The organism is Cohnella panacarvi Gsoil 349 (genome assembly GCF_000515335.1).
Lineage (GTDB): Bacteria > Bacillota > Bacilli > Paenibacillales > Paenibacillaceae > Cohnella > Cohnella panacarvi.
The window spans coordinates 2,295,725-2,314,847 of sequence record NZ_KI911563.1 but is presented as its reverse complement, the minus strand read 5'-3'; the positions used below and the strand labels follow the sequence as shown (position 1 = coordinate 2,314,847).

Below are 19,123 nucleotides of genomic sequence, written 5' to 3'. Positions count from 1 at the left end.
ACGATGAAACGATTGAAGAGATATTGGTACCAGCGTCGGCAACGGAATGATCCGGAGACGATTGCCTGGGAAAGCCATTTGAAGGTATTGAGTTACGTTCCTTATCCGGTAGGGTGAGGATCTTTCGGAGGCCATGGCGAAAAGGCGAACGCGGCGGATTGTGACTCCGCAAGTACCGGTTCGATTCCGGTTGGTCTCCCCAAACCTAACAATTTGGATGGGCAATATCACATAGGCTGCTGCTACCCGGCGGCCGACAGATCGCGGGGAATGCCCGCACCTATCCTCCATCGGGACGTAGCTCAGCTTGGCTGGAGCGCTTGCCTTGGATGCAAGAGGCCGCAGGTTCGAATCCTGCCGTTCCGACCCTTATGAATCAGAAGGAGGCTGATAAGACATGATCGGACTTAACCCTAGCCGCAACGCCGCAATGTCGCCACATCCGACAAGCCTGCTCATTGTCCTTCGGCCTCTACGGGCCCTAGCAAAGGAAATAGAAGAGCGGCTGTCCATTAACCTTTGAGAGGAAGTACCTTCTTTATGAGTTCAAATTTTAACGATGTTTATTATCGGCGAGTCGATCTCCCTGCAGGGGAATTGCACGTATTCGCCCACGAAGACTTATTTCACGCCATGGGAGCCAAGGTGCTCGAGATGGCCAACAACAATATGCAAATTCCGAATATCCGGTATATGAGCTATACGCCCGATGCTCATGTCGGCGTCGGCACGTGCATCGGCACGACGGCGGTATGGGGAATGGACAACGGCTTCGTATCGCCGTCGATCGTCGGAAGCGACATCGGCTGCGGGATGAGGGTGCATCTGACGAACTTGCACGAGCGGGACCTTCAAGACGTCAAGCTTCGGCGCAAGCTGGTTAAAGCGATCGAGAAACGGATTCCGGTCGAAAATCACGCGAGAGGTTATTTTTCGGACGTTCGCTTGGAGGACGTCCTTCGCAAAGGGCTTCACGGATTGCCGGGCAAATATGTCCCTGATGCGTACACGCCGAGGAAAGCGACTTCGTTGACGCATGTCGAGTGCAGCCGGTTTCGGTTCGACGAAGGCGAGCTGGATCGAATTCCGGAGCCGGCGTGGCATAGGTCCCATCGCCAGCTCGGCACGCTTGGCAACGGGAATCATTTTATCGAGATCCAAGCTTTAAGCATTAACGAGGACAACCGCGCAACCGCAGAGAAGTGGGGTTTGAAAGACGGCCAGATCGCCGTCATGATCCATTCCGGCTCCCGTTCTTGGGGCGGAGCGGTCAATCAGTATTGCGGCTCGCAAGTCGCTAAGACGATGAGGAAGCTCGGGCTTGGCACGGCCGACCCGAAGCTCGCCTATGCGCCGCTCGACAGCGAAGCCGGACGTACGTACGCGCATTTGATGTATTCGGCGCTTAATTTCGCGGTGGCGAATCGGCACTTGATGGCTTTTGCCGTTCGGGACGCATTCCGAGAGACGTTCGGCTCTCAGGCGGAATTAAGCACGCTATATGACTTGATGCACAACTACGCGGTCGAGGAAAATCACAAGGAAGAAGCGTTGCTCGTCCATCGCAAAGGCACGACGCGCGCGCTTCCTGCAGGCCACTCCGGCAATCCAGAGCCTTACCGCGCTACAGGACATCCTGCTCTCATCCCGGGCTCGATGGGAACGGCTTCGTATCTCATGGTCGGAGCTGCAGAGGGCGTGCGCAACTACTATTCCATCTGCCACGGGGCAGGGAGGATTCGTTCGCGGAACGCGACGAAGCAGCTCGTTACGGTGGACGAATTCGCCTCCTCGATGCGGATCGGGCAAGAGGACGAGATCGTGTTGAATCATCGGGCGCTCGAGGCTCTGATCGATGAGTCGCCGCAAGCGTACAAAGACGTAGACCGAATTATAGACAGCGTCGTCCGGGCTCGGCTTGCCGACGTAGTCGCCAAATGCCGTCCGCTGGCGGCGGTGAAAGGGGTGTAATGGATAAGATGACTTTACAAGCCAAAGCGACGGAGCCTCGGTTCATCGTCCGTGCGGAGCCTGGCGCAGGCCAGCCGCAGGACATGAAGAACTATTTCAACTATATCGAGGCCGTTCACAAAATTATCGATTTTCTGAGAGATCGGTTCCGGTGCGATTTCCGGCTTTATTATCAAGATGACGGCAACGAAGCGTGGAACGGACTAGAGGAAGATATTCGCAACGGGTACGAGGGGGTCGAGCATGTAGCAAGCTTATACGACTTGGTGGAGACGAACATTTTCGAATTTTCCGGCGATCCTGAAGCGACGAGGAAAGGGTACGCGATCAGGCCGGCCGTACGCAATAATCTGTTTATCTATCCTAAGCACCGCGTCGCGTTGGTCAGGATCCCTAAGATTACTCTGCATGGCATCGGTTACGAAGATCTGATATTCGCGGAATCGGATGAAGGGATGGTACGGTTTCTGGAGGAGATGAGAAGCCGTCAGCTAGATAATCCGAAGATCGTCCTGTTCACCGACACAAGAGACGGGCTGGAACAGACCCGCGAACCGTTTACTTATTCCGTTAGCCGAAGCGACGTGTTCTTGGACGAAGAGCTCAAGACGCAAATTTTCCGTTCGGTCGACGAATTTTTCTCGAAGGACCGCTCGTTCTTCCAAACGTACGGCATTCCCTATAAAAGGGGCATCCTCCTCTACGGAAAGCCTGGAAACGGGAAAACGACGCTGGTTAAATCGATCTCTTCCACGACTAGCGCTCCCGTAGCTTATTGGCAAATTACCCAATATACGAACAGCGGATCGATCCAAGAGGTATTCGCCGCAGCGACGCAAATGGCGCCGATGGTGCTCGTCATCGAGGATATCGATTCGATGCCGGAGTCCTGCCGCTCGTACTTCTTGAATACGCTGGATGGCGCAATCTCCAAGGAAGGCGTCTATCTCATCGGTACGACGAACTATCCGGAGAAGATCGACCCCGCGCTCATGAACCGCGCCGGCCGATTCGACCGGGCGTACGAAGTCAGAACTCCGAACGAACCGCTTCGCCAAGCCTACTTGATTCGCAAGGGAATGGATCGTCTTGCGGATGAGGAGACGATCGCCAGAACCGCTCGCGCAACGGAAGGCTTTACGCTTGCTCAATTGGGCGAGCTGTATGTCTCCGCCGCGCTGCAAATGCATTACGAGAACGCGGTCGATCTGGATCGGCTGATCGCCGATATGAAATCGGATTACGCAAAGGGGCGCAGCGGGGAGTGGATGACGGAAAACCAACCCCGGCGTCTTGGTTTCTCGTAGCGATCCGGTGAACGGAGGTTCGGTCCCGCGCGACTTGGTTACAATGGTAATGCATTCAGTCAAGTCCACCGAGGAGGGTTCCCATGTCCGAGAATAATCATGTCGTGGAGAAGGGCGGCAACATCCACCCGAATAACGTAGACGAAGCCATCTCGAATATCGATGCCGACGAAAGAGACCGCATTCTTCGCAACTTCGAAACGTTCAAAAACTATCTGGGCAGACGGGTCAAGATGGCTCAAAGCATCGGACTAGGCGAAGAGCAAATGACCGTCATCGCCGAGGAAGTAGCCGACTATCTCGCGAATAACGAAAGTCCGCGCAATAGCGAAGAGATGCTTCTGCAAGAACTATGGGCGGTCGGCACGAAAGAGGAACGCCACATGCTCGCGCATGTGCTCTTAAGGATGGTTCAGCCGCAGAACAAACATTGATCGCATTCGAAGTGTCCCGGTTGGGCGAAAGTCCGCGCGGGGCACTTTTTTTGCATCGCTCGGACTCCCGAGGTCTGGGAATTTCAGAATTCGACAAGAAATCCTAGTTCGATAGTCGCATTGACGACGCCTCCGCCAAAAGTGCATAATTTGATTAAGTTACACAAAAATTTCCAGTATTCGGGGCGGTTATACGCACAAGCCGGACATCGGGTAAGGAGTTATCTTCTTCAATAAACGGATAGTGAGATTGATCGGGAGGGAATGCATATGGCTGACAAGAAGGTCATCGCGGTGATCGGCGCAACGGGAGCACAGGGACGCGGATTGGTACGGGCTATTCTGGACGACAAAGAGGGAGATTTCGCTGTCCGTGCCCTATCAAGAGACGTTAACGGCGAAAGGGCAAAGGAATTGGTTGAATGGGGAGCCGAGTTAGTGGCTGCCGACCTTGATGATATTGAAAGCTTGCATCAGGCGTTCCAAGGAGCGCACGGGGTATACGCCAACACTTTTTTCTGGAATACTTTTTCGCCCGAGAAGGATACCGAGCACGCCAGGAATATGGCTGCCGCCGCCAAGCAAGCAGGCGTTCAGCATCTGATTTGGTCGACTCTTGAAGATACGCGTAAATGGATTCCTTTGGGCGACGACCGTATGCCGACGCTGATGGGAACCTATAAGGTCCCGCACCTCGACGTGAAAGGAGAGACCGACCGATTTTTCATTGACGAAGGAGTCCCGACCACGTTCTTATTGACATCGTTTTATTGGGACAACATGATTTATTTCGGCATGGGGCCGAGGCGGGGAGAAGACGGCGATTTAATCTTTGCGCTGCCTATGGGCGATAAGAAGCTGGCAGGTATTGCCGCCGAAGATATCGGCAAATGCGCTTACGGAATTTTCAAGGGAGGGCCTGCCGAATACGTCGGGAAGTATATCGGAATCGCCGGAGAACATTTGACGGGAGACGAGCTTGCCCTGTCTCTTTCGAAAGCGTACGGCCTGAAGGTTCAATACCATAACATGCCGCCTGCGATGTATCGCGGCTTGGGGTTCCCCGGCGCGGAGGATTTAGGAAATATGTTTCAATATTTTCAGGAGTACGAACAAGTGTTTTGCGGCGCGCGAGACATCGGTACTTCTCGTCGATTAAACGCTGCATTGCAAACTTTCGATGAATGGTTGGCTAACCATAAACATCGAATTCCGATTGAGCAATGATCTTCTTCCGTAAATAATAGCAAAACATCAAAAGCCGGCGATCTTGGATCGTCGGCTTTTGAATGATTTTGTGCTGCGGATCACTTAACAAGAGGTCTTTTTATTTTGCGGATAACGGCGACAATGAGCAGAAGAGCAGGGAGCAGCAGTCCGTTAATGTAGGCGAATGACGCCCACACCGGAATAAATGCGGTCAGATCTCCAACGTTGCGGTATACGACAAGCGACATCACAATCGTTATCATGCCGAGCGGAAGCGTCAAGAATCGGTAATCGGCCGCCTTCATCACCCGGGCAAAGCCGACAACGGACACGTAGAACAGTATCGCTAGACGGAAATATATCGTAACGAACCAGATCGTCGCCATAATGATTTCGATCCGCTGCAGAAAATTGCCGATGTTTATTTTTTTGGACAATTCGTAGGTCGGATACATGAACAACGACGTGAGTTGTCCTCCGAATAAGAGAATCGTAATCAGCGTTGTGATGAACATCAAGAAGCCTGCCATCGCCAATCCGGTGAACAGGGCACGACCGACTTTCTCCGATCGGTTGACATGGTTAACCAGCATTAGGAAAATAACGGGTTCGAGAAACGGAAAGCTAACGTAGGGCAAGCTTGCTCTGATTACAGGCTTCCATCCGTTCTCAAGCACGGGCAGAAGATTTGTCTTGCTGACTTGCGGGACTATAAATAGGAAAAGGACGGCAAATAACGCGACGATCCAAGGGAACAACAACTCCGCAGTGCGCGCCAAGGGCTCCAGGCCGAGGCGCACGCCGACAATAATGACGCCGAATAAGACGATATGTATCGCCTCGATCGGCGTCTCCGGCATAATCTGCATCGTTAGAAAGTCGCCGATGTCGCGCAAGGTATAAAAGCCGATCATAAAAGGGAAGGTGGCCAAAAACCACAATGACACGATTTTCCCAACCCATTTGCCGAATATAATCTCGATGTATTCGGTTAGCGCCATGCCTGGAAATCGGTTAGAGAGCCTGATGGCGATCTGCAGCACCAGCAGCCCGATAGCAGGCGAGAGCAGGCTTGAGATCCAGGCGTCCTGCTTCGCCTGGGAAGCAAGAGTGGACGGAATGACGATAATCGCGCTGCCGATACAATAGAGCATGATTAAGATCGATAACTGCCTTGCGCTTATTTTGCCGTTATCCATCATCGCGAACACCGTCCGATCCGTTTAATTGATCATGCCGATTAGCCATTCGTTTACCGGCTTGAAGGCGAACGTAATCCAGTGGGTCGGATTCCAAATCGGGATGTGGAGCGCTCTGGCTATGCCCAGAACCGTCCCGAGCAACAGCAACGCGGCGAATGTCCATAGTTCCTTCCACAACCCTTGTCGCCGTAATGGCGTGACCTCGAACAAAGCGATGCCTATCGATACGGCTGCGACAGCCGCGGCGATCATCATCTAAATCACTCCTTTATTAGGTTCTTGAGAGAATTGTTGATTGTACCGGACAACGTGGTTTGGACCTTCACCTTCACATGAACGGGCATGATCGCGAAATGTCGGTCCCAATCCTTTCGAAGCTTCTTCCATAACCTCGGATTGGCTCGGTGAACGGCATCGCCGAAGCCGAAAATGTCCGATTTGAACTGTTTTTGCGCCTTGACGATGGCGGAATCCAATATATCCTCCAGCTTCTGAACCGATCGTCTATCTATTTCGGCGAACGTCTCTTCCTTGGTCAAGTCGATCCGGCACAAAACCTCGCTAATGTTCTGTTTGACCCGCAGATCCACATCGACGATTGGCTCTCCGTCTACGGTGCGGGCCTTTACTTTCACATTGGAGCGAACGACCTGCACCGCGATTTTTCCTCCGTTCGGACAGGACATGAATCCGAGGGTGGTCGAAATCTTATTGATGATATAGTTGTAGCCTTTGCTTTCCGTTTCGTTCAGCCAACCGACTAGCTTATCCTTCTTAAAGACGGCAAGACTTGCGGAGGAAATGCTCGCGGGCACATCGATGCGCTCCATGTTGGACTTGTTGTTACCGGCCTTTTCATCGCCTGTCGCTTCGAGGGTGGCGAGCACCGGGTGTTTGCCTTCGTTGGCGAGATCGGCAATCAATTTATCTAGCGTGACGCTCAACGAAGGCGCCCAATTGTTCTGCGAGGTCGTCATCGACTTATAAATCTTGACGGCGGGAAGTTTCTCCAGCGGCGTCATGATTGTCAACATCTCTTTCGCTTTTCGGCCTTTGGCGATCGCAACGAAGAAGTCGGTCCTCAGCTCGTGATCCCGGATCATGAAATCCAACACGTCGCCGATGCCTTCTCGCGCCAGCTCTTCTCCAATAACAAGAATTCGCAAATGAGCCATATATATTTTCCTCGGGCTGTTCGTCGTCATTTTGCGTATCGCTTCCATTACGGTGTTGCCGGTTTCATTAAACAAGGTGACGGGCGATCGACCGCTTCCCCCTTTCTCCGCAACTTCTCCAGGTTCTACGATTTGGGCCGATACCAGATATCGATCATTGTCCGTTCTGTCGATGCTGAGTCCGACGGTAATGGCCAGATCGTTTAATTCGCTCCGGTTCCAGCAGCCGGTAGCAAGCGACAACAACAAGACCGTCAATATCGTCAAGACGACTTTGCATTTCAAGCGGTTCCTCTCCTTGGTTGGAAGCAGTCTATTTCGGTTTAGCCGGAGGCGGCGACGTCTTGCCTTGCCGGATGATATTGCGCCGATTGATTAGCCGGGGGCGGGTGTTCATTAACCAAAGGGGTTTCCGGATCACCGTATCCTTCAGATCGTCCGGAATGTACGGAGAGAATGGAGCCGTATAAGGCACCCCGAACGACTTCAAGCTGCTCATGTGAAGGAGTAGAACCATGAGCCCGAGGAATATGCCGAACATACCGAACGAAGCGGCAAGCCCCATTAATGGAAAACGCAGCATACGCATAGTAATGGACATATTGATGGCCGGATAGATAAAGCTGGCGATCGCCGTGATCGACACGACGATGACCATCGCCGCCGACACGATGCCGGCATTGACGGCAGCCTGACCGATAACGAGCGTGCCGACGATCGAGACGGCTTGTCCGACCGCTCTTGGCATGCGCAATCCGGCTTCCCGCAATACTTCGAATACGATTTCCATGACCAGCGCTTCGATGAATGCCGGGAACGGAATGCCTTCGCGTTGAGAGGCCAAGCCGATGAGCAACTGAGTGGGCAGCATCTCCTGATGGAACGTCGTAATAGCAATATAGAGGGACGGAGCCAGCAAAGAGATGAATAAGCCGATAAAGCGCAGAATGCGAATCAAGCTGCTTATATCCGCGCGTTGGTAGTAATCCTCGGCCGAGTGAAGGAACGAAATGAATAACGCGGGAACGACGAGTACGAACGGAGTTCCGTCGACCAAGATGACGACTTTGCCTTCGAGCAGCTCGGCGGCAATTACGTCCGGACGCTCCGTGTTGTAAACGGTGGGAAAAGGGGTGAAATCCACATCCTGGATATACGCTTCGATATATCCGCTTTCCAATATTCCGTCGATATCGATCTGATCGAGCCGGCTGTGAACTTGCTCCACAACGTGGTCGTCGGCGATGCCTTTCATGTACATGACGGCTATGTCGGTTTTCGTTATACGACCGATCATGCGGTTATCCAGCCGCAAGTTTTGATCTTTAATTTTTCGGCGAATTAACGCGGTGTTCGTTCGCAAGCTTTCCGTGAAGCTTTCTCGAGGGCCGCGGACGACGGTTTCGACAGCCGGCTCCATGATGGCGCGGTGCTCGTATTTGCTAAGATTGATGAACAAGCCCCGGTCGTATCCGTTCAGCAGCAAAATAACGTTGCCGGACAACAGCGAATGAATCAATTCGTCGAAAGTGTCCGTCTCGTTGATCTGCTCGACCGCGAGCGCATGATTACTTAAATAGTTCAACATATCGGCGTCCGAACGTATCGCATTCGCCAATGCATCTTGGTCAAGACCGGACATTAGCGCCTCGATAACGCCGCTCTGGATCGACGTAGTATCGACTAAGCCGTCTGTATAGATTATGGCGGAATGAAGCTGTTCGTTCGCGCCGATCGGCAAGTCCCGGACGACAAGGTCTCCGCTGTTACCGAGAGTTTGCCGAATGTGTTGAACGTTATGATGTAAATCAAGATGCAGTTGAGCGGTTTGCTTGGCCGCCTCCTGCCGTTCGGGATGGTTGTTGCGTCGCATGGGCATGTTCCTTTGACGATTGTAGCACCATTGTTGCCTCCGACCGACGCTCGTAAACGCTTTGAATGTTACAATGAAGATATCAACCGAATATGAATGAAGGGCTTGGAACCGGGGAACGAATATTACTTCCTCATCCGGACAAGTAAAGCGTAAAGCTCATGTCATCAAACTCTGACTGCATTAAGTCAGAGTTTTTATTTATTTTGCCAAAAAAAGACAATAACCCAAGTTAAATGGGTGTATTTTGCAAAAACAACCATAATTCGACTTGAATAATGTTTGACAGTATATGTCAAAGGGCGCAGGTGGAAAAGGACGACTTCAACTATAATAAGGTTCAAGTATACGGAAAACGGTTTCAGGGGGAGTGATATCGCCGGGAGTGGCGAATCGAAGAGATCGATCAAATAGAGGAGGGATGAATAATGATAACGGTAGTTGTTGCAGATTCGCAAAGAATCGTCTGCGAAGGCATTAAGCTGATCTTGGAGCGGGAGCCGGACATGCAAGTCGTCGGGTTCGCCTCCACGGTGGACGAAACGTTGAGCCTGTGCGAACGGTGTCAGCCCAACGTCATATTAATGGACGCGAATATGAAATCCGCCGACGGGGCAGACGGAACCGAACGTATTCTCATTCATTCCGAAGGCGAGACGAAAGTAATCGTTCTATCGAAGGACAAAGAAGGCATTATCCAGGCGATCAGCAACGGAGCCAACGGGTACGTTCTGAAGACGATCAATTCGGAAGAGCTGATTCTTACGATCAAGACCACCGTTCGAGGGCTTAGCGTCATGCATCAGGAAGCTTTCTCCGGATTCGCCCGTCAGATGAAAAACCATAAGAAGTCGGATTCCCCGCTGGGTCAGCCATGGAATGTTACCCTGACCAAACGCGAGCTCGAAATTATCCATCAAGTCATCGAAGGCAAAGAAAACCGGGAAATCGCCAAAAGCCTCTATATTTCCGAAGGAACCGTCAAAAACACCATTTCAGGCATCCTGAAGAAGTTGAATCTCAAAACCCGCATCCAGCTAGTCGTATTTGCTCTTAGGAACGATATCGGCGCCTAAACCGGCAACGCTTACGATCACGAATAGGACATCCGGACAATCCTTTTTGTCCGGATGTCCTATTTTGTTGCTCCAAGTCATGGCGAACGGGCAGTCATTTCGTGACGGATAGCATCTAGGTCCATATCCGAAGTTATTGTACGGTTGTAATACGCAAATTATATTGTCGCAACACGATAGAACTTGTTATACGGCGGAGGAGGTGAGGTTAACGATGGACATTTACGCGAAAATCGTGGAAATCGTAGCATTGGTTTTTCGATTGGATTCGGAACAGGTGAGAAGAATGTCGGCGGACGACTCGCTCGCCACCATCGGGCTCGACTCGCTGAATTGCATGGAGATTGTCGTTAACATCGAGGAAGAGTTCTCGGTCGCGTTCCATGACGAAGAACTGCTGCTCGACAATCTCAATACGATCAACAAGCTGTGCGTAATGGTGTCGAAGAAGCTGGAGCTCTACACGATTTGAGCAGAGGGAGAGAGCGGAATGGCTTTGATCGAAGTGACCGATTTAGTCAAGGAATACAAACTGAACGTTCGCAAAAAAGGTTTGAGCGGAGCGATCCGAAGCTTGCTCGTTCCGGAGTTCAAGCTGAAGCGAGCCGTCGACTCCATCAGCTTCACGATCGACAAAGGCGATACGGTCGGCTTCATCGGTCCTAACGGGGCCGGCAAATCGACGACGGTCAAGATGCTGACGGGTATTCTGGCGCCGACGTCCGGGAGTATTACCGTCGGCGGTCTATCTCCGTTCAAAGAACGCAAGAAGAACGCGATGCGCATCGGAGTCGTCTTCGGCCAGAAGACGCAGCTGTGGTGGGATCTTCCCGTGATCGATACGTTCGATCTGCTCCGGCACATCTATCGCATTCCTGCCCAGGCGTATAAGCACAATCTAGCCATGTTCAGCGAGATGCTCGGGCTGCAGGACTTCATTAACGTGCCGGTCAGGCAACTGAGCCTCGGCCAGAAGATGAGGGCCGACATTGCCGCTGCGCTGCTGCACGATCCGGAAATCCTTTTCTTCGACGAGCCGACGATCGGACTCGACGTGGTGGCCAAAGAAAAAATCCGCGAGTTCATTACGTTCGTGAATCGTGAGAAAGGCACGACGATGCTGTTCACGACTCACGACATGGACGATATCGAGAGAACCTGCAACCGCATGATCATTATCGACAAAGGGACGAAAATATACGACGGCACCGTGGAGGACATCAAGCGCACGTACGGCAACGATCGGATTATGGTCGTGGAGTTCGGCGAGAAAGCGGAGCCGATCCGCATCCCCGGCGTAGAGCTGATCGACGCGAAAGATAACCGGATGTGGCTGAGATTCCATAAAGACGAAATTCAAGCGTCTCTGATCTTGAACCGGCTCACCCAGAAATACAGCATTTCCGACTTCACCGTTCAGGAGCCGGAAATCGAGGGAATTATCAGAGACATATATCTCGGGGGGATACACCTTGACAAGAGCGTATCTGGAGTTTGCTAAGAAATCGTTCCAGAACAACATCGTATACCGCTCGGAGTATGTGGCCGGGGTCATTAACGCCATCGTCATGATCTTCGTGAACATCGCTATCTGGAAAGCGATCTACGAGGAGGAAGGCTCGCTGGAAGGCGTGCAGTTCAAAATCCTGGCGACTTACATCGTGCTGTCCTTCCTGCTGCAAACCTTGTACGTGATGGATGAATACTTCATTGAAGTGAAAGTGAGGAACGGTCTCGTGTCCTCGGACCTTCTCAAGCCGATCGGATTCAGACTCTACGTGTTTTCGTATACGGTCGGCACGCTCGCGTTTCGATTCCTGTTGCAGATGTTGCCTGCCCTCATCCTGTCGATCTTCCTGTTTCATCTTCTGTTTCCCTTCTCTACCGTCATGTTCCTGTACTTCCTTGTGAGCGCGATTCTAGGCTATCTCGTGCTGTATAACTTGAATTTTCTGATCTGGGTAAGCTCCTTCTGGTTCTATTGGACGTTCAGCCTCGTTACGATCAAGGATGCCGCCGTCATGCTGCTATCCGGCGCGTTGATCCCGTTCTGGTTCATGCCCGAGGGGATGATCGATACGCTGCAGTTGCTGCCGTTCGCCTCGATCTACTCGACGCCGATACAGATTTACTTGGGAATGGTGCCGGAGGACGAAATCTTGACCGGTTTGATTCGGCAAGCGGTGTGGGTGCTCGTGCTGTATGCGGTCGGGCATGTGTTATGGAAAGGCGCTTCAAGGAAACTCGTCGTGCAAGGGGGATGACCGTGGGCAAACATAGCATGCGAAGCCTGTTCGTGCTGTTCTTCAAATACTCGAACATGAACCTGAAGCTGGCGCTCGAATACAAGCTGAATCGAAGCTTGATCGCGCTCGCCATCTTCTGCCGGGAAATGATCGGCGTAGTCGTCATGTTCCTCATTCTGCTGCGGTTCCTTCATATCCGCGGATGGGAAATCCACGAGATGCTGTTCCTGTACAGCTTCTTGTTCCTCTCTTACAGCTTGTTCGTGCTCCTGTTCGCGGGAATCCGCGATTTCGATAATATGGTGCACTCGGGAGACTTCGACCGGCTCCTTACCCGGCCGCTCGGTCTCATGTATCAGATTATCTCGGCGAGAATCGATTTCACCGCGACGATCGGCCACGGCGTAGTCGGAATCGTCCTGTTCATGAACACCGCCTTCTCGGTCGGAATCGAATGGAACTGGCAGAATAGCCTGTATTACGTATTGGCGCTGATCGGCGGCACCATCATCCAAGCTTCCCTCTTCCTGTTGTCCGCTTGCTTCAGCTTCTGGGCGGTCAAGACGGAGAACCTGCGCAACCTGATCTTCTTCAACGCGAGGAGGATCGCCGGTTACCCGCTGAGCTTCTATCCCGTCTTCATCCAAAAGCTGCTCATCTTCGTTATTCCGTTTTCATTCGTCAACTATTTTCCCGCTCAATATTTTCTGAGGAAAGACGGGTCTTTCTGGGAAGGGTATCTCTATTTGACGCCTGTCGTCGGCGCGTTGCTATTCTACCTCGTGTTTTTGCTATGGAAGCTTGGCGTGCGCAGTTATACGAGTACGGGCAATTCCGTCTACTAATCAAAATGAATGGCGAGGGGGGAGCAATAGGCTATGGAATCCGCGGCAACAAGAAAGAGTTACCGCAACGTGATCGTGCTCGGCGTTCTGCTCCTGGCCCTCATCGTCTATCTGACGATAAGACTGGTGAACTTCAATGAAGTGAAGCTGGCGGCGGGCTTCTACGATAAGAAAATCACGATTATGAGTACGGCGGACATTCACGGACATTTGGTCTATGAAGAGGCCAACGGCGGTTATTATACGCTGGACGAGATCAATACCCAGATGGGGCTGCCGCTGATGAAGGGCATCGTCGAAGACATTCGCGCGGACAATCCCGACTCCTTATTGCTGGATAGCGGGGACATGTTCCACGGCACGAACGAAGCCAACGTGAACGAAGCGGAAGGCATCGTGAAGGCCATTAACCTGATGGGATACGACGCGATGGCTCCGGGCAACCATGACTTCGACTACGGCTTCGACCGTCTATTGGAAATCAAGTCGGAGTTAAAGTTTCCGATGCTGTCGGCGAATGTCAGCTATAAAGGAGAAGCGGTGTTCCAGCCGTACCTCATCAAGGAGGTCGGAGGGTTAAAGATCGGGCTGTTCGGGCTTACGGTACCGGATTCGTTGTCCAATATGAACGTGTTCGGCCCGTCGGACGTCCGCTTCGGGGACCCCGTGGCCGCGGCCCGGTCGACGGTCGCCGCCTTGCAGGCGGAGCAGGTGAACGCCATCATCCTCGTGTCCCATTTGGGAGACGACAGGGACAAGGAACTGGTGGAACAAGTCGGCGGCATCGATCTCGTATTGAGCGGCCATCATCATTGGCTCTATAAGAAGGCGGATCGCGTCGGCGATACTTACGTGGTCGAAGCGGGCTCTTACAGCACGCATATCGGACAAGCGGACCTTTATTTCCGGGACGGCAAAGTCGTCGATCTGTCTTGGACGCTTCATCAGTCTCAAGACCGATCCAAGGAAGACCCCGAGATGGCGGCGATCGCGGACGAATATTACGCCATCGCTTTCGAGAAAGGGAAGAGGGTCGTAGGGAGCACGGATGCCGTTCTGGACGGCGTAAGGTCGCACGTCAGGTCGCAGGAGACGAATCTGGCGAATCTGCTTACGGACGCCATGCGAGAGGCGGGAGACGCCGATATCGCCCTGCTGAACGGGGGCTCCATTCGCGAGAGCATCCCGAAAGGCGAAATTAGGCTGTACGATGTCAGCAAGCCGCTGCCGTTCGTCAATTCGCTCATGACGGTGGAAGTCCGAGGCGACAAAATCTACGAGGCGATCGAGCGGGGGCTGCGAGGCTGGCCGAACGGTTCCAGCAACGGCGGATTCCTGCAGGTATCCGGCATCTCCTATACGTTCGACGGCTCCAAGCCTGCCGGCAAGAGGCTCGTCAGCGTCGCGAAGGACGGCAAGCCGCTCGACAAGGACAAGCTGTACAAGCTCGCGACCAACGATTATCTCGTGTACGGCGGCGACAACTACGAGGAGTTCAAAGACGCGAAGCAGCTGTACAAAGGCGACCTGCTGAGCACGGTACTCGCCGACTATATCGAAAGCAAGGGCGAAGTGGAAGGGAAGACAGACGGCCGGATTACGGTGATCAACGAAAGATATAAATAATATCGCGCCAGAAGAAAGGTGGACATTCACATGACTAAAGAAGAAATCGAACTGAAAATTTGCGAGATGATCAAGGAACGCGCTCCTATTCCAAGCGATACGATCCGGCTGGACGAGGATTTGAGGGAGAATTACGGCGTCGATTCCCTGGTGCTTGTCGAACTGTTGGTGGAGATCGAATGCGCGTTCGACATTACGTTCGATAGCAGCTCGCTTACGAACGAATTTTTCTCGACGGCGGGAACGATTGCCGATTACGTCTATCAGCGACTGGCGGCTGCCATCCTATGAGCGCCCCGTACGAGGTCGGAGCCGCGAAGTCCAAACGCTCGATTCCGGACGTCCCGCGTTATTTCGTCCCGCATGTCGGAGATTGCTTCGCCAATGCTTACGGTGCCGTCGCCAAGCATATGGGGCTGAACCCGGAGCTCGTGCTGGCGGATTATCTCTGCTTTATGTACGACGAACAAACCGAGTACATCGGGATCAACTTCCTGGGCAGGTATTCCACCTCCGTAGAATTTACCGAGGAAGAGCTGAACTCCTCGATGGAATTCGCTTATTTGCCTCCTACGGCGATCTACCTTGAACAGAACAAGCCGGGATTGCTTCCGGAATACAAGGATCGTCTTCAGATCCGGCTGCTGATCCAAGATGATCCGGCAATCGCTTATAGGAGAACCAAAGAGCTGCTGGATGCCGGTCGACCCGTCATTGCCGTCGTGGATTTGCACGGCGTGAGCTACCATCGGGCGTTCAAGCGGGAACACGGCATTCATGCGGTCGTCCTTACCGGCTACGACGAAGAGAATCAAATTTACGAGCTGTTCGACAAATACAAGTTGTCCAGCAGCGATTTCGACGGAACCTTGCCGATGGAGGAAATCATGCAAGCTCGTTCGGCACTCTGCCTGCAGAACAATCCGATTACGGGTCCGTTCAGCCGTCCGGTGAGAAACCTGTGGATGGAGCTTGAAGTCGGAGAAGAGTTTCGGGTGACAGAGGAACGAATCCGGGCGATTATCCGCCAGAGCAGTCTGCGGATGAAGGGGTTGCAGCCCGTACACGGACGGGTGTGCGGCCTGGAACGGCTTGAAGCTTTCCGGCAAAGCCTCCTGGACAAGAAAGAGATCGTCTTCGACGAGCTTGAGGTGTATCGGTTCCGCACCTATTACAACCGGTCGATGAAGGGGCTCAGCAGGCAGAGGAAGAGATTCCAAGCGTTCATACAAGAAGCAAGCGCTTTAATATCGATTCCCGGGGACGTGTGCGCGGAGTTAAACGAAGAGTTGGAAGCTTCCGCCATGAGGTGGGATATCGCCGCCAATCTGTCGCTAAAGCTGGGCATTGCCAGAAAACCGGCGATTCTGGATGAACTTTGCGAGCAGCTTAGGTTCATTCGAGAAGCGGAGACGAAAGTCGTCGGTTATTTGGATCGATGCGCGGAGTAACGAGAACCGAAGGAGGGATCGAGATGGCCGAGCCGAATTCGCCATGGCGCTTGTTCGAAGCAAGCCGCGACAAGTACCGGGACCATATTCTGCTGATCTACAAGGACGAATCGTTCACGTACGAGGATATTTACCGCAAGGCGCTCGAATTCGAGCGGATGCTCGAAACTTACGACTTCACGATGGGCGGAGTTTTCTTGCCCAATTGCACGGAGTTTATTACGGGTATGCTCGCCTTGAACAAGCGCAAGAAGGCGTTCGTCTCCTTATCCTATCAATTCAAAGGCGAAGCGCTGATCGAATTGCTCGACCATACCGATATCGAGTTGCTCATTACGGACGCCGCAGGGCTGGAAGCGATTCGCGATCATATCGACCGGCTGAATATCCGCATCGTATTGGAACTTCAGGCGGAGGGGAGCTTTCGCATTCACGAGTTCCCGAACAAGGAACGCCGAGAGCTGTCGGGAATCGACGAGAACACGTTCGGCATCTGCTTCACGTCGGGGTCCACGTCGCGGCCGAAGGGCATCGTGCTCTCGAACGACGCGATCGTCGGCAACGCGCTCGCGGTCGCGGATCATCTGAACTTCACTTCCGAGGACCGGACGATCGTTCCGCGATCGCTGGCTCAAGCCAGCCCGCTTGCGGGAGACGTGCTCATGGCCATTAGCCGGGGAGGCGGCATCATTCTGCTGAACAACGTGTTTCACCCCGCCATTTTCCTCAAAGCGATTCAAGATTATAAGGCTACTCAGTTCTATATCGTCCGGACGATGCTGCTGCAGACGTTAGAGTATCCGGGCTTCCATAACTACGACGTCAGTTCCCTGCGAAGGGTGCTGATCGGCGGCATGGTGAACTCGCTCCATATCTATCAAGCGGCCGCCAAGCAATTCCCCCGCGTGAAAGTATACAACGCCTACGGGACGTCGGAAGCGGTCGCCAGAGTGACGTTCGGCGAACACGAGGACGTCACGAGCCGGCCTTGCGTCATCGGCAAGCCGATCAAGGGCTGCGGCGTCCGCGTCCTTCGGGAAGACGGCTCGGAGGCGGACGACGGCGAGACCGGCGAAATCTACATTACAAGCGATTATGTCATGAACGGGTACTACAAGGCCCCGGCGTTGACCGCGGAAGTGTTGACGCCGTGGGGGGTTCGGGTGAAAGACGTCGGGTACAGGGACGAGAACGGATTATACTTCGTGCTCAGCCGCAACGACGACATGATCATGCAAGGCGGCAGCCGGGCTTATCCGATCGATATCGAGGAGGTGCTGCTGAAGCATCCTTCCGTGAAGGAAACGGTCGTCATGGGCATCGAGGACGAGAAGCTGGGACAGAAAATCGTGGCGTTCGTCTGCTTGAAGGCCGACGTTAGCGCGGATTCGAGACAATTGTACAAGTGGTGTTTCGCGCAGCTGGAGGACCGGAAAGTGCCGAAGGAGATTCACATTGTCGATCAAATTCCGCGGAACGTGATCGGGAAGATCAACAAGAACGAAGTTAAAGCGCTGTATCGCCATCTGATAACCCAAGAGGAGGCCGTGTTATGAACCGCAATCAATTATCGCCCGAAAGACAGCTCGTATTGATGGCATCGGTGGAGATCGACGAGTCGCAGCGGGAAGCGCTGACGAAGCTGGTGACGTCCCGGATCGAATGGGCGGAAGTCATCTACCAGATGGTTACCCACAGGACGCTCAACATGCTGCGCTACAACTTGAATAAATTCGATCTGTTCGAGGGATTGGAAGCCGAGCTGAAACGCTTGATGAATATGCAGTGGGAAGTGTACCGCGAACGCAACGGTTACTATGCCCGCAAGCTGGCGGAAGCGCTCCGGGCGTTCGAGAAGGAAAAGCTGGTGCTCGCGATTCTGAAGGGCAATCTACTGGTGAACGTCGTCTATCCGTCGATCGAGACCCGGTTGTTCAACGATCTCGACTTCCTGATGCAATTGGACGATGTCAACGGGGTTACCGCCGCGCTGGAAGGACTAGGTTACGTTCAGGGGCATTACGATGCCGCGAAGCACGAGATTACCGAAGCGACCCGCAAGGCGAAGCTCGTTCAGCAGATGACGACGCACGAGATTCAGGAGTTTCTGCAGCTGAGCGATAACCCGTTCGCCCCGCTCGTCGAAATCGACGTCAATCACGACATTCTATGGCGAGGCAATTGTCCGTACAAAGTGCCGACCCGTGAACTGATCGCCCGGGCGGTTCCGATCGACATTCACGGCGCAACGGGCTACAGGCTCGATCACGCGGACAACATGATCCAACTCTGCTGCCACCTGTACAAGGAAGCGGCGCTCATGGTATGGATCACGAGCCTTAAAGACTTGAAAATCTATAAGTTCGCCGACCTTCATATGTACATTCGCAAATTCGGGCAGGAGATCGACTGGAACGTGTTCGTAGAGAGAGTCAAGCATTACAACCTGGAGAAAATCGTCTATTACAACTTCCACTACATCGCGATGATGTTCGGAGATTCGGTGCCGGAGGACGTCGTTCGGCAGCTGCAGCCGGATGATCTAGGCTACTTGGATCATTACGCGATCGAGAACGAAGAGCCGTCGGTATGGGAGTTCGACTTCTTCACCCGGTTGTTCGACGTCAATCGGATCTCGGCGATCGACGAGCGGCAAGTCGCGGGCTTCAGAAGATTCCAGGCAGCCAAGTTCAGCTAGGAGACAAGCC

The 19,123-nt window shown here is 53.1% G+C and carries 18 protein-coding genes and 2 tRNA genes; 16 read left to right on the top strand and 4 right to left on the bottom strand.

Features of this window, described 5'->3' with window-relative positions; translation table 11 throughout:
- Positions 1–127: 127 nt before the first annotated feature.
- The 6 genes from COHPA_RS0111090 (at position 128) to COHPA_RS0111060 (ending at position 4,939) form a co-directional block, all read left to right on the top strand.
- Positions 128–202: transfer RNA gene (locus COHPA_RS0111090), tRNA-His, on the top strand.
- Positions 203–291: 89 nt separating this feature from the next.
- A tRNA-Pro gene (locus COHPA_RS0111085) sits at positions 292–366 on the top strand.
- 174 nt (positions 367–540) lie between these two features.
- Positions 541–1,971, top strand: a complete 1,431-nt coding sequence (locus COHPA_RS0111075; RefSeq protein ID WP_027086241.1) for an RtcB family protein — start codon at positions 541–543, stop codon at positions 1,969–1,971.
- An 8-nt stretch (positions 1,972–1,979) separates the two neighbouring features.
- A complete protein-coding gene (locus COHPA_RS0111070) occupies positions 1,980–3,278 on the top strand; it encodes an AAA family ATPase (RefSeq protein ID WP_245590295.1) in 1,299 nt (432 codons plus the stop codon).
- Positions 3,279–3,361: 83 nt separating this feature from the next.
- On the top strand, positions 3,362–3,712 hold the full coding sequence (locus COHPA_RS0111065; protein ID WP_027086239.1) for a DUF3243 domain-containing protein: 351 nt from the start codon (positions 3,362–3,364) through the stop codon (positions 3,710–3,712).
- A gap of 270 nt (positions 3,713–3,982) precedes the next feature.
- Positions 3,983–4,939 (top strand): NmrA/HSCARG family protein, encoded by a 957-nt coding sequence (locus COHPA_RS0111060; RefSeq protein WP_027086238.1) that lies wholly within the window; start codon positions 3,983–3,985, stop codon positions 4,937–4,939.
- An 80-nt stretch (positions 4,940–5,019) separates the two neighbouring features.
- On the opposite strand, the gene COHPA_RS0111055 is transcribed toward COHPA_RS0111060, so the two are convergent.
- From COHPA_RS0111055 to COHPA_RS0111040, 4 genes are read right to left on the bottom strand one after another with little or no spacing between them, the layout of a single operon-like run.
- Positions 5,020–6,123, bottom strand: a complete 1,104-nt coding sequence (locus COHPA_RS0111055) for a GerAB/ArcD/ProY family transporter (protein ID WP_027086237.1) — start codon at positions 6,121–6,123, stop codon at positions 5,020–5,022.
- Positions 6,124–6,144: 21 nt separating this feature from the next.
- A complete protein-coding gene (locus tag COHPA_RS0111050; protein WP_027086236.1) occupies positions 6,145–6,378 on the bottom strand; it encodes a hypothetical protein in 234 nt (77 codons plus the stop codon).
- 5 nt (positions 6,379–6,383) lie between these two features.
- Positions 6,384–7,583, bottom strand: a complete 1,200-nt coding sequence (locus COHPA_RS0111045) for a Ger(x)C family spore germination protein (RefSeq protein ID WP_027086235.1) — start codon at positions 7,581–7,583, stop codon at positions 6,384–6,386.
- Positions 7,584–7,611: 28 nt separating this feature from the next.
- On the bottom strand, positions 7,612–9,171 hold the full coding sequence (locus COHPA_RS0111040; protein WP_027086234.1) for a spore germination protein: 1,560 nt from the start codon (positions 9,169–9,171) through the stop codon (positions 7,612–7,614).
- A 428-nt stretch (positions 9,172–9,599) separates the two neighbouring features.
- On the opposite strand from COHPA_RS0111040, the gene COHPA_RS0111035 reads away from it, so the two are divergent.
- The 10 genes from COHPA_RS0111035 to COHPA_RS0110990 all read left to right on the top strand — a co-directional run bounded on the left by COHPA_RS0111035 (position 9,600) and on the right by COHPA_RS0110990 (position 19,113).
- Positions 9,600–10,247 (top strand): response regulator, encoded by a 648-nt coding sequence (locus tag COHPA_RS0111035; RefSeq protein WP_027086233.1) that lies wholly within the window; start codon positions 9,600–9,602, stop codon positions 10,245–10,247.
- 214 nt (positions 10,248–10,461) lie between these two features.
- A complete protein-coding gene (locus COHPA_RS0111030) occupies positions 10,462–10,719 on the top strand; it encodes an acyl carrier protein (RefSeq protein ID WP_027086232.1) in 258 nt (85 codons plus the stop codon).
- Between the two features lie 18 nt (positions 10,720–10,737).
- Positions 10,738–11,748: an ABC transporter ATP-binding protein gene (locus COHPA_RS0111025; RefSeq protein ID WP_027086231.1), complete on the top strand. Its 1,011-nt coding sequence runs from the start codon at positions 10,738–10,740 to the stop codon at positions 11,746–11,748.
- The gene (locus COHPA_RS0111020) at positions 11,720–12,511 is read left to right on the top strand and encodes an ABC transporter permease (RefSeq protein WP_027086230.1); all 792 of its coding nucleotides are present in this window, start codon (positions 11,720–11,722) and stop codon (positions 12,509–12,511) included. The genes COHPA_RS0111025 and COHPA_RS0111020 overlap by 29 nt, the downstream gene beginning before the upstream one ends.
- 2 nt (positions 12,512–12,513) lie before the next feature.
- Positions 12,514–13,338 carry an ABC transporter permease gene (locus COHPA_RS0111015; protein WP_211237874.1) on the top strand — a complete coding sequence of 275 codons (825 nt, stop codon included), beginning with the start codon at positions 12,514–12,516 and terminating at the stop codon, positions 13,336–13,338.
- Positions 13,339–13,371: 33 nt separating this feature from the next.
- Positions 13,372–14,964, top strand: coding sequence for a bifunctional metallophosphatase/5'-nucleotidase (locus tag COHPA_RS0111010; RefSeq protein ID WP_027086228.1), 1,593 nt, complete (start codon positions 13,372–13,374; stop codon positions 14,962–14,964).
- A gap of 30 nt (positions 14,965–14,994) precedes the next feature.
- The gene (locus COHPA_RS0111005; protein ID WP_027086227.1) at positions 14,995–15,255 is read left to right on the top strand and encodes an acyl carrier protein; all 261 of its coding nucleotides are present in this window, start codon (positions 14,995–14,997) and stop codon (positions 15,253–15,255) included.
- Entirely contained in the window at positions 15,252–16,415 is a 1,164-nt protein-coding gene (locus COHPA_RS0111000; protein ID WP_027086226.1) for a BtrH N-terminal domain-containing protein, read from the top strand. The genes COHPA_RS0111005 and COHPA_RS0111000 overlap by 4 nt, the downstream gene beginning before the upstream one ends.
- 23 nt (positions 16,416–16,438) lie before the next feature.
- Positions 16,439–17,971 carry a class I adenylate-forming enzyme family protein gene (locus COHPA_RS0110995; RefSeq protein WP_027086225.1) on the top strand — a complete coding sequence of 511 codons (1,533 nt, stop codon included), beginning with the start codon at positions 16,439–16,441 and terminating at the stop codon, positions 17,969–17,971.
- Positions 17,968–19,113, top strand: a complete 1,146-nt coding sequence (locus COHPA_RS0110990; RefSeq protein WP_027086224.1) for a nucleotidyltransferase domain-containing protein — start codon at positions 17,968–17,970, stop codon at positions 19,111–19,113. Before COHPA_RS0110995 ends, COHPA_RS0110990 begins: the two co-directional genes overlap by 4 nt.
- Positions 19,114–19,123: the final 10 nt, after the last annotated feature.

Bases quoted from the DNA above. Each gene is read 5' to 3' on its own strand.
- COHPA_RS0111075 (WP_027086241.1), top strand. From the start codon at position 541: ATGAGTTCAAATTTTAACGATGTTTATTATCGGCGAGTCGATCTCCCT.
- COHPA_RS0111070 (WP_245590295.1), top strand. From the start codon at position 1,980: ATGACTTTACAAGCCAAAGCGACGGAGCCTCGGTTCATCGTCCGTGCG.
- COHPA_RS0111065 (WP_027086239.1), top strand. From the start codon at position 3,362: ATGTCCGAGAATAATCATGTCGTGGAGAAGGGCGGCAACATCCACCCG.
- COHPA_RS0111060 (WP_027086238.1), top strand. From the start codon at position 3,983: ATGGCTGACAAGAAGGTCATCGCGGTGATCGGCGCAACGGGAGCACAG.
- COHPA_RS0111055 (WP_027086237.1), bottom strand. From the start codon at position 6,123: ATGATGGATAACGGCAAAATAAGCGCAAGGCAGTTATCGATCTTAATC.
- COHPA_RS0111050 (WP_027086236.1), bottom strand. From the start codon at position 6,378: ATGATGATCGCCGCGGCTGTCGCAGCCGTATCGATAGGCATCGCTTTG.
- COHPA_RS0111040 (WP_027086234.1), bottom strand. From the start codon at position 9,171: ATGCGACGCAACAACCATCCCGAACGGCAGGAGGCGGCCAAGCAAACC.
- COHPA_RS0111035 (WP_027086233.1), top strand. From the start codon at position 9,600: ATGATAACGGTAGTTGTTGCAGATTCGCAAAGAATCGTCTGCGAAGGC.
- COHPA_RS0111030 (WP_027086232.1), top strand. From the start codon at position 10,462: ATGGACATTTACGCGAAAATCGTGGAAATCGTAGCATTGGTTTTTCGA.
- COHPA_RS0111025 (WP_027086231.1), top strand. From the start codon at position 10,738: ATGGCTTTGATCGAAGTGACCGATTTAGTCAAGGAATACAAACTGAAC.
- COHPA_RS0111010 (WP_027086228.1), top strand. From the start codon at position 13,372: ATGGAATCCGCGGCAACAAGAAAGAGTTACCGCAACGTGATCGTGCTC.
- COHPA_RS0111005 (WP_027086227.1), top strand. From the start codon at position 14,995: ATGACTAAAGAAGAAATCGAACTGAAAATTTGCGAGATGATCAAGGAA.
- COHPA_RS0111000 (WP_027086226.1), top strand. From the start codon at position 15,252: ATGAGCGCCCCGTACGAGGTCGGAGCCGCGAAGTCCAAACGCTCGATT.
- COHPA_RS0110995 (WP_027086225.1), top strand. From the start codon at position 16,439: ATGGCCGAGCCGAATTCGCCATGGCGCTTGTTCGAAGCAAGCCGCGAC.
- COHPA_RS0110990 (WP_027086224.1), top strand. From the start codon at position 17,968: ATGAACCGCAATCAATTATCGCCCGAAAGACAGCTCGTATTGATGGCA.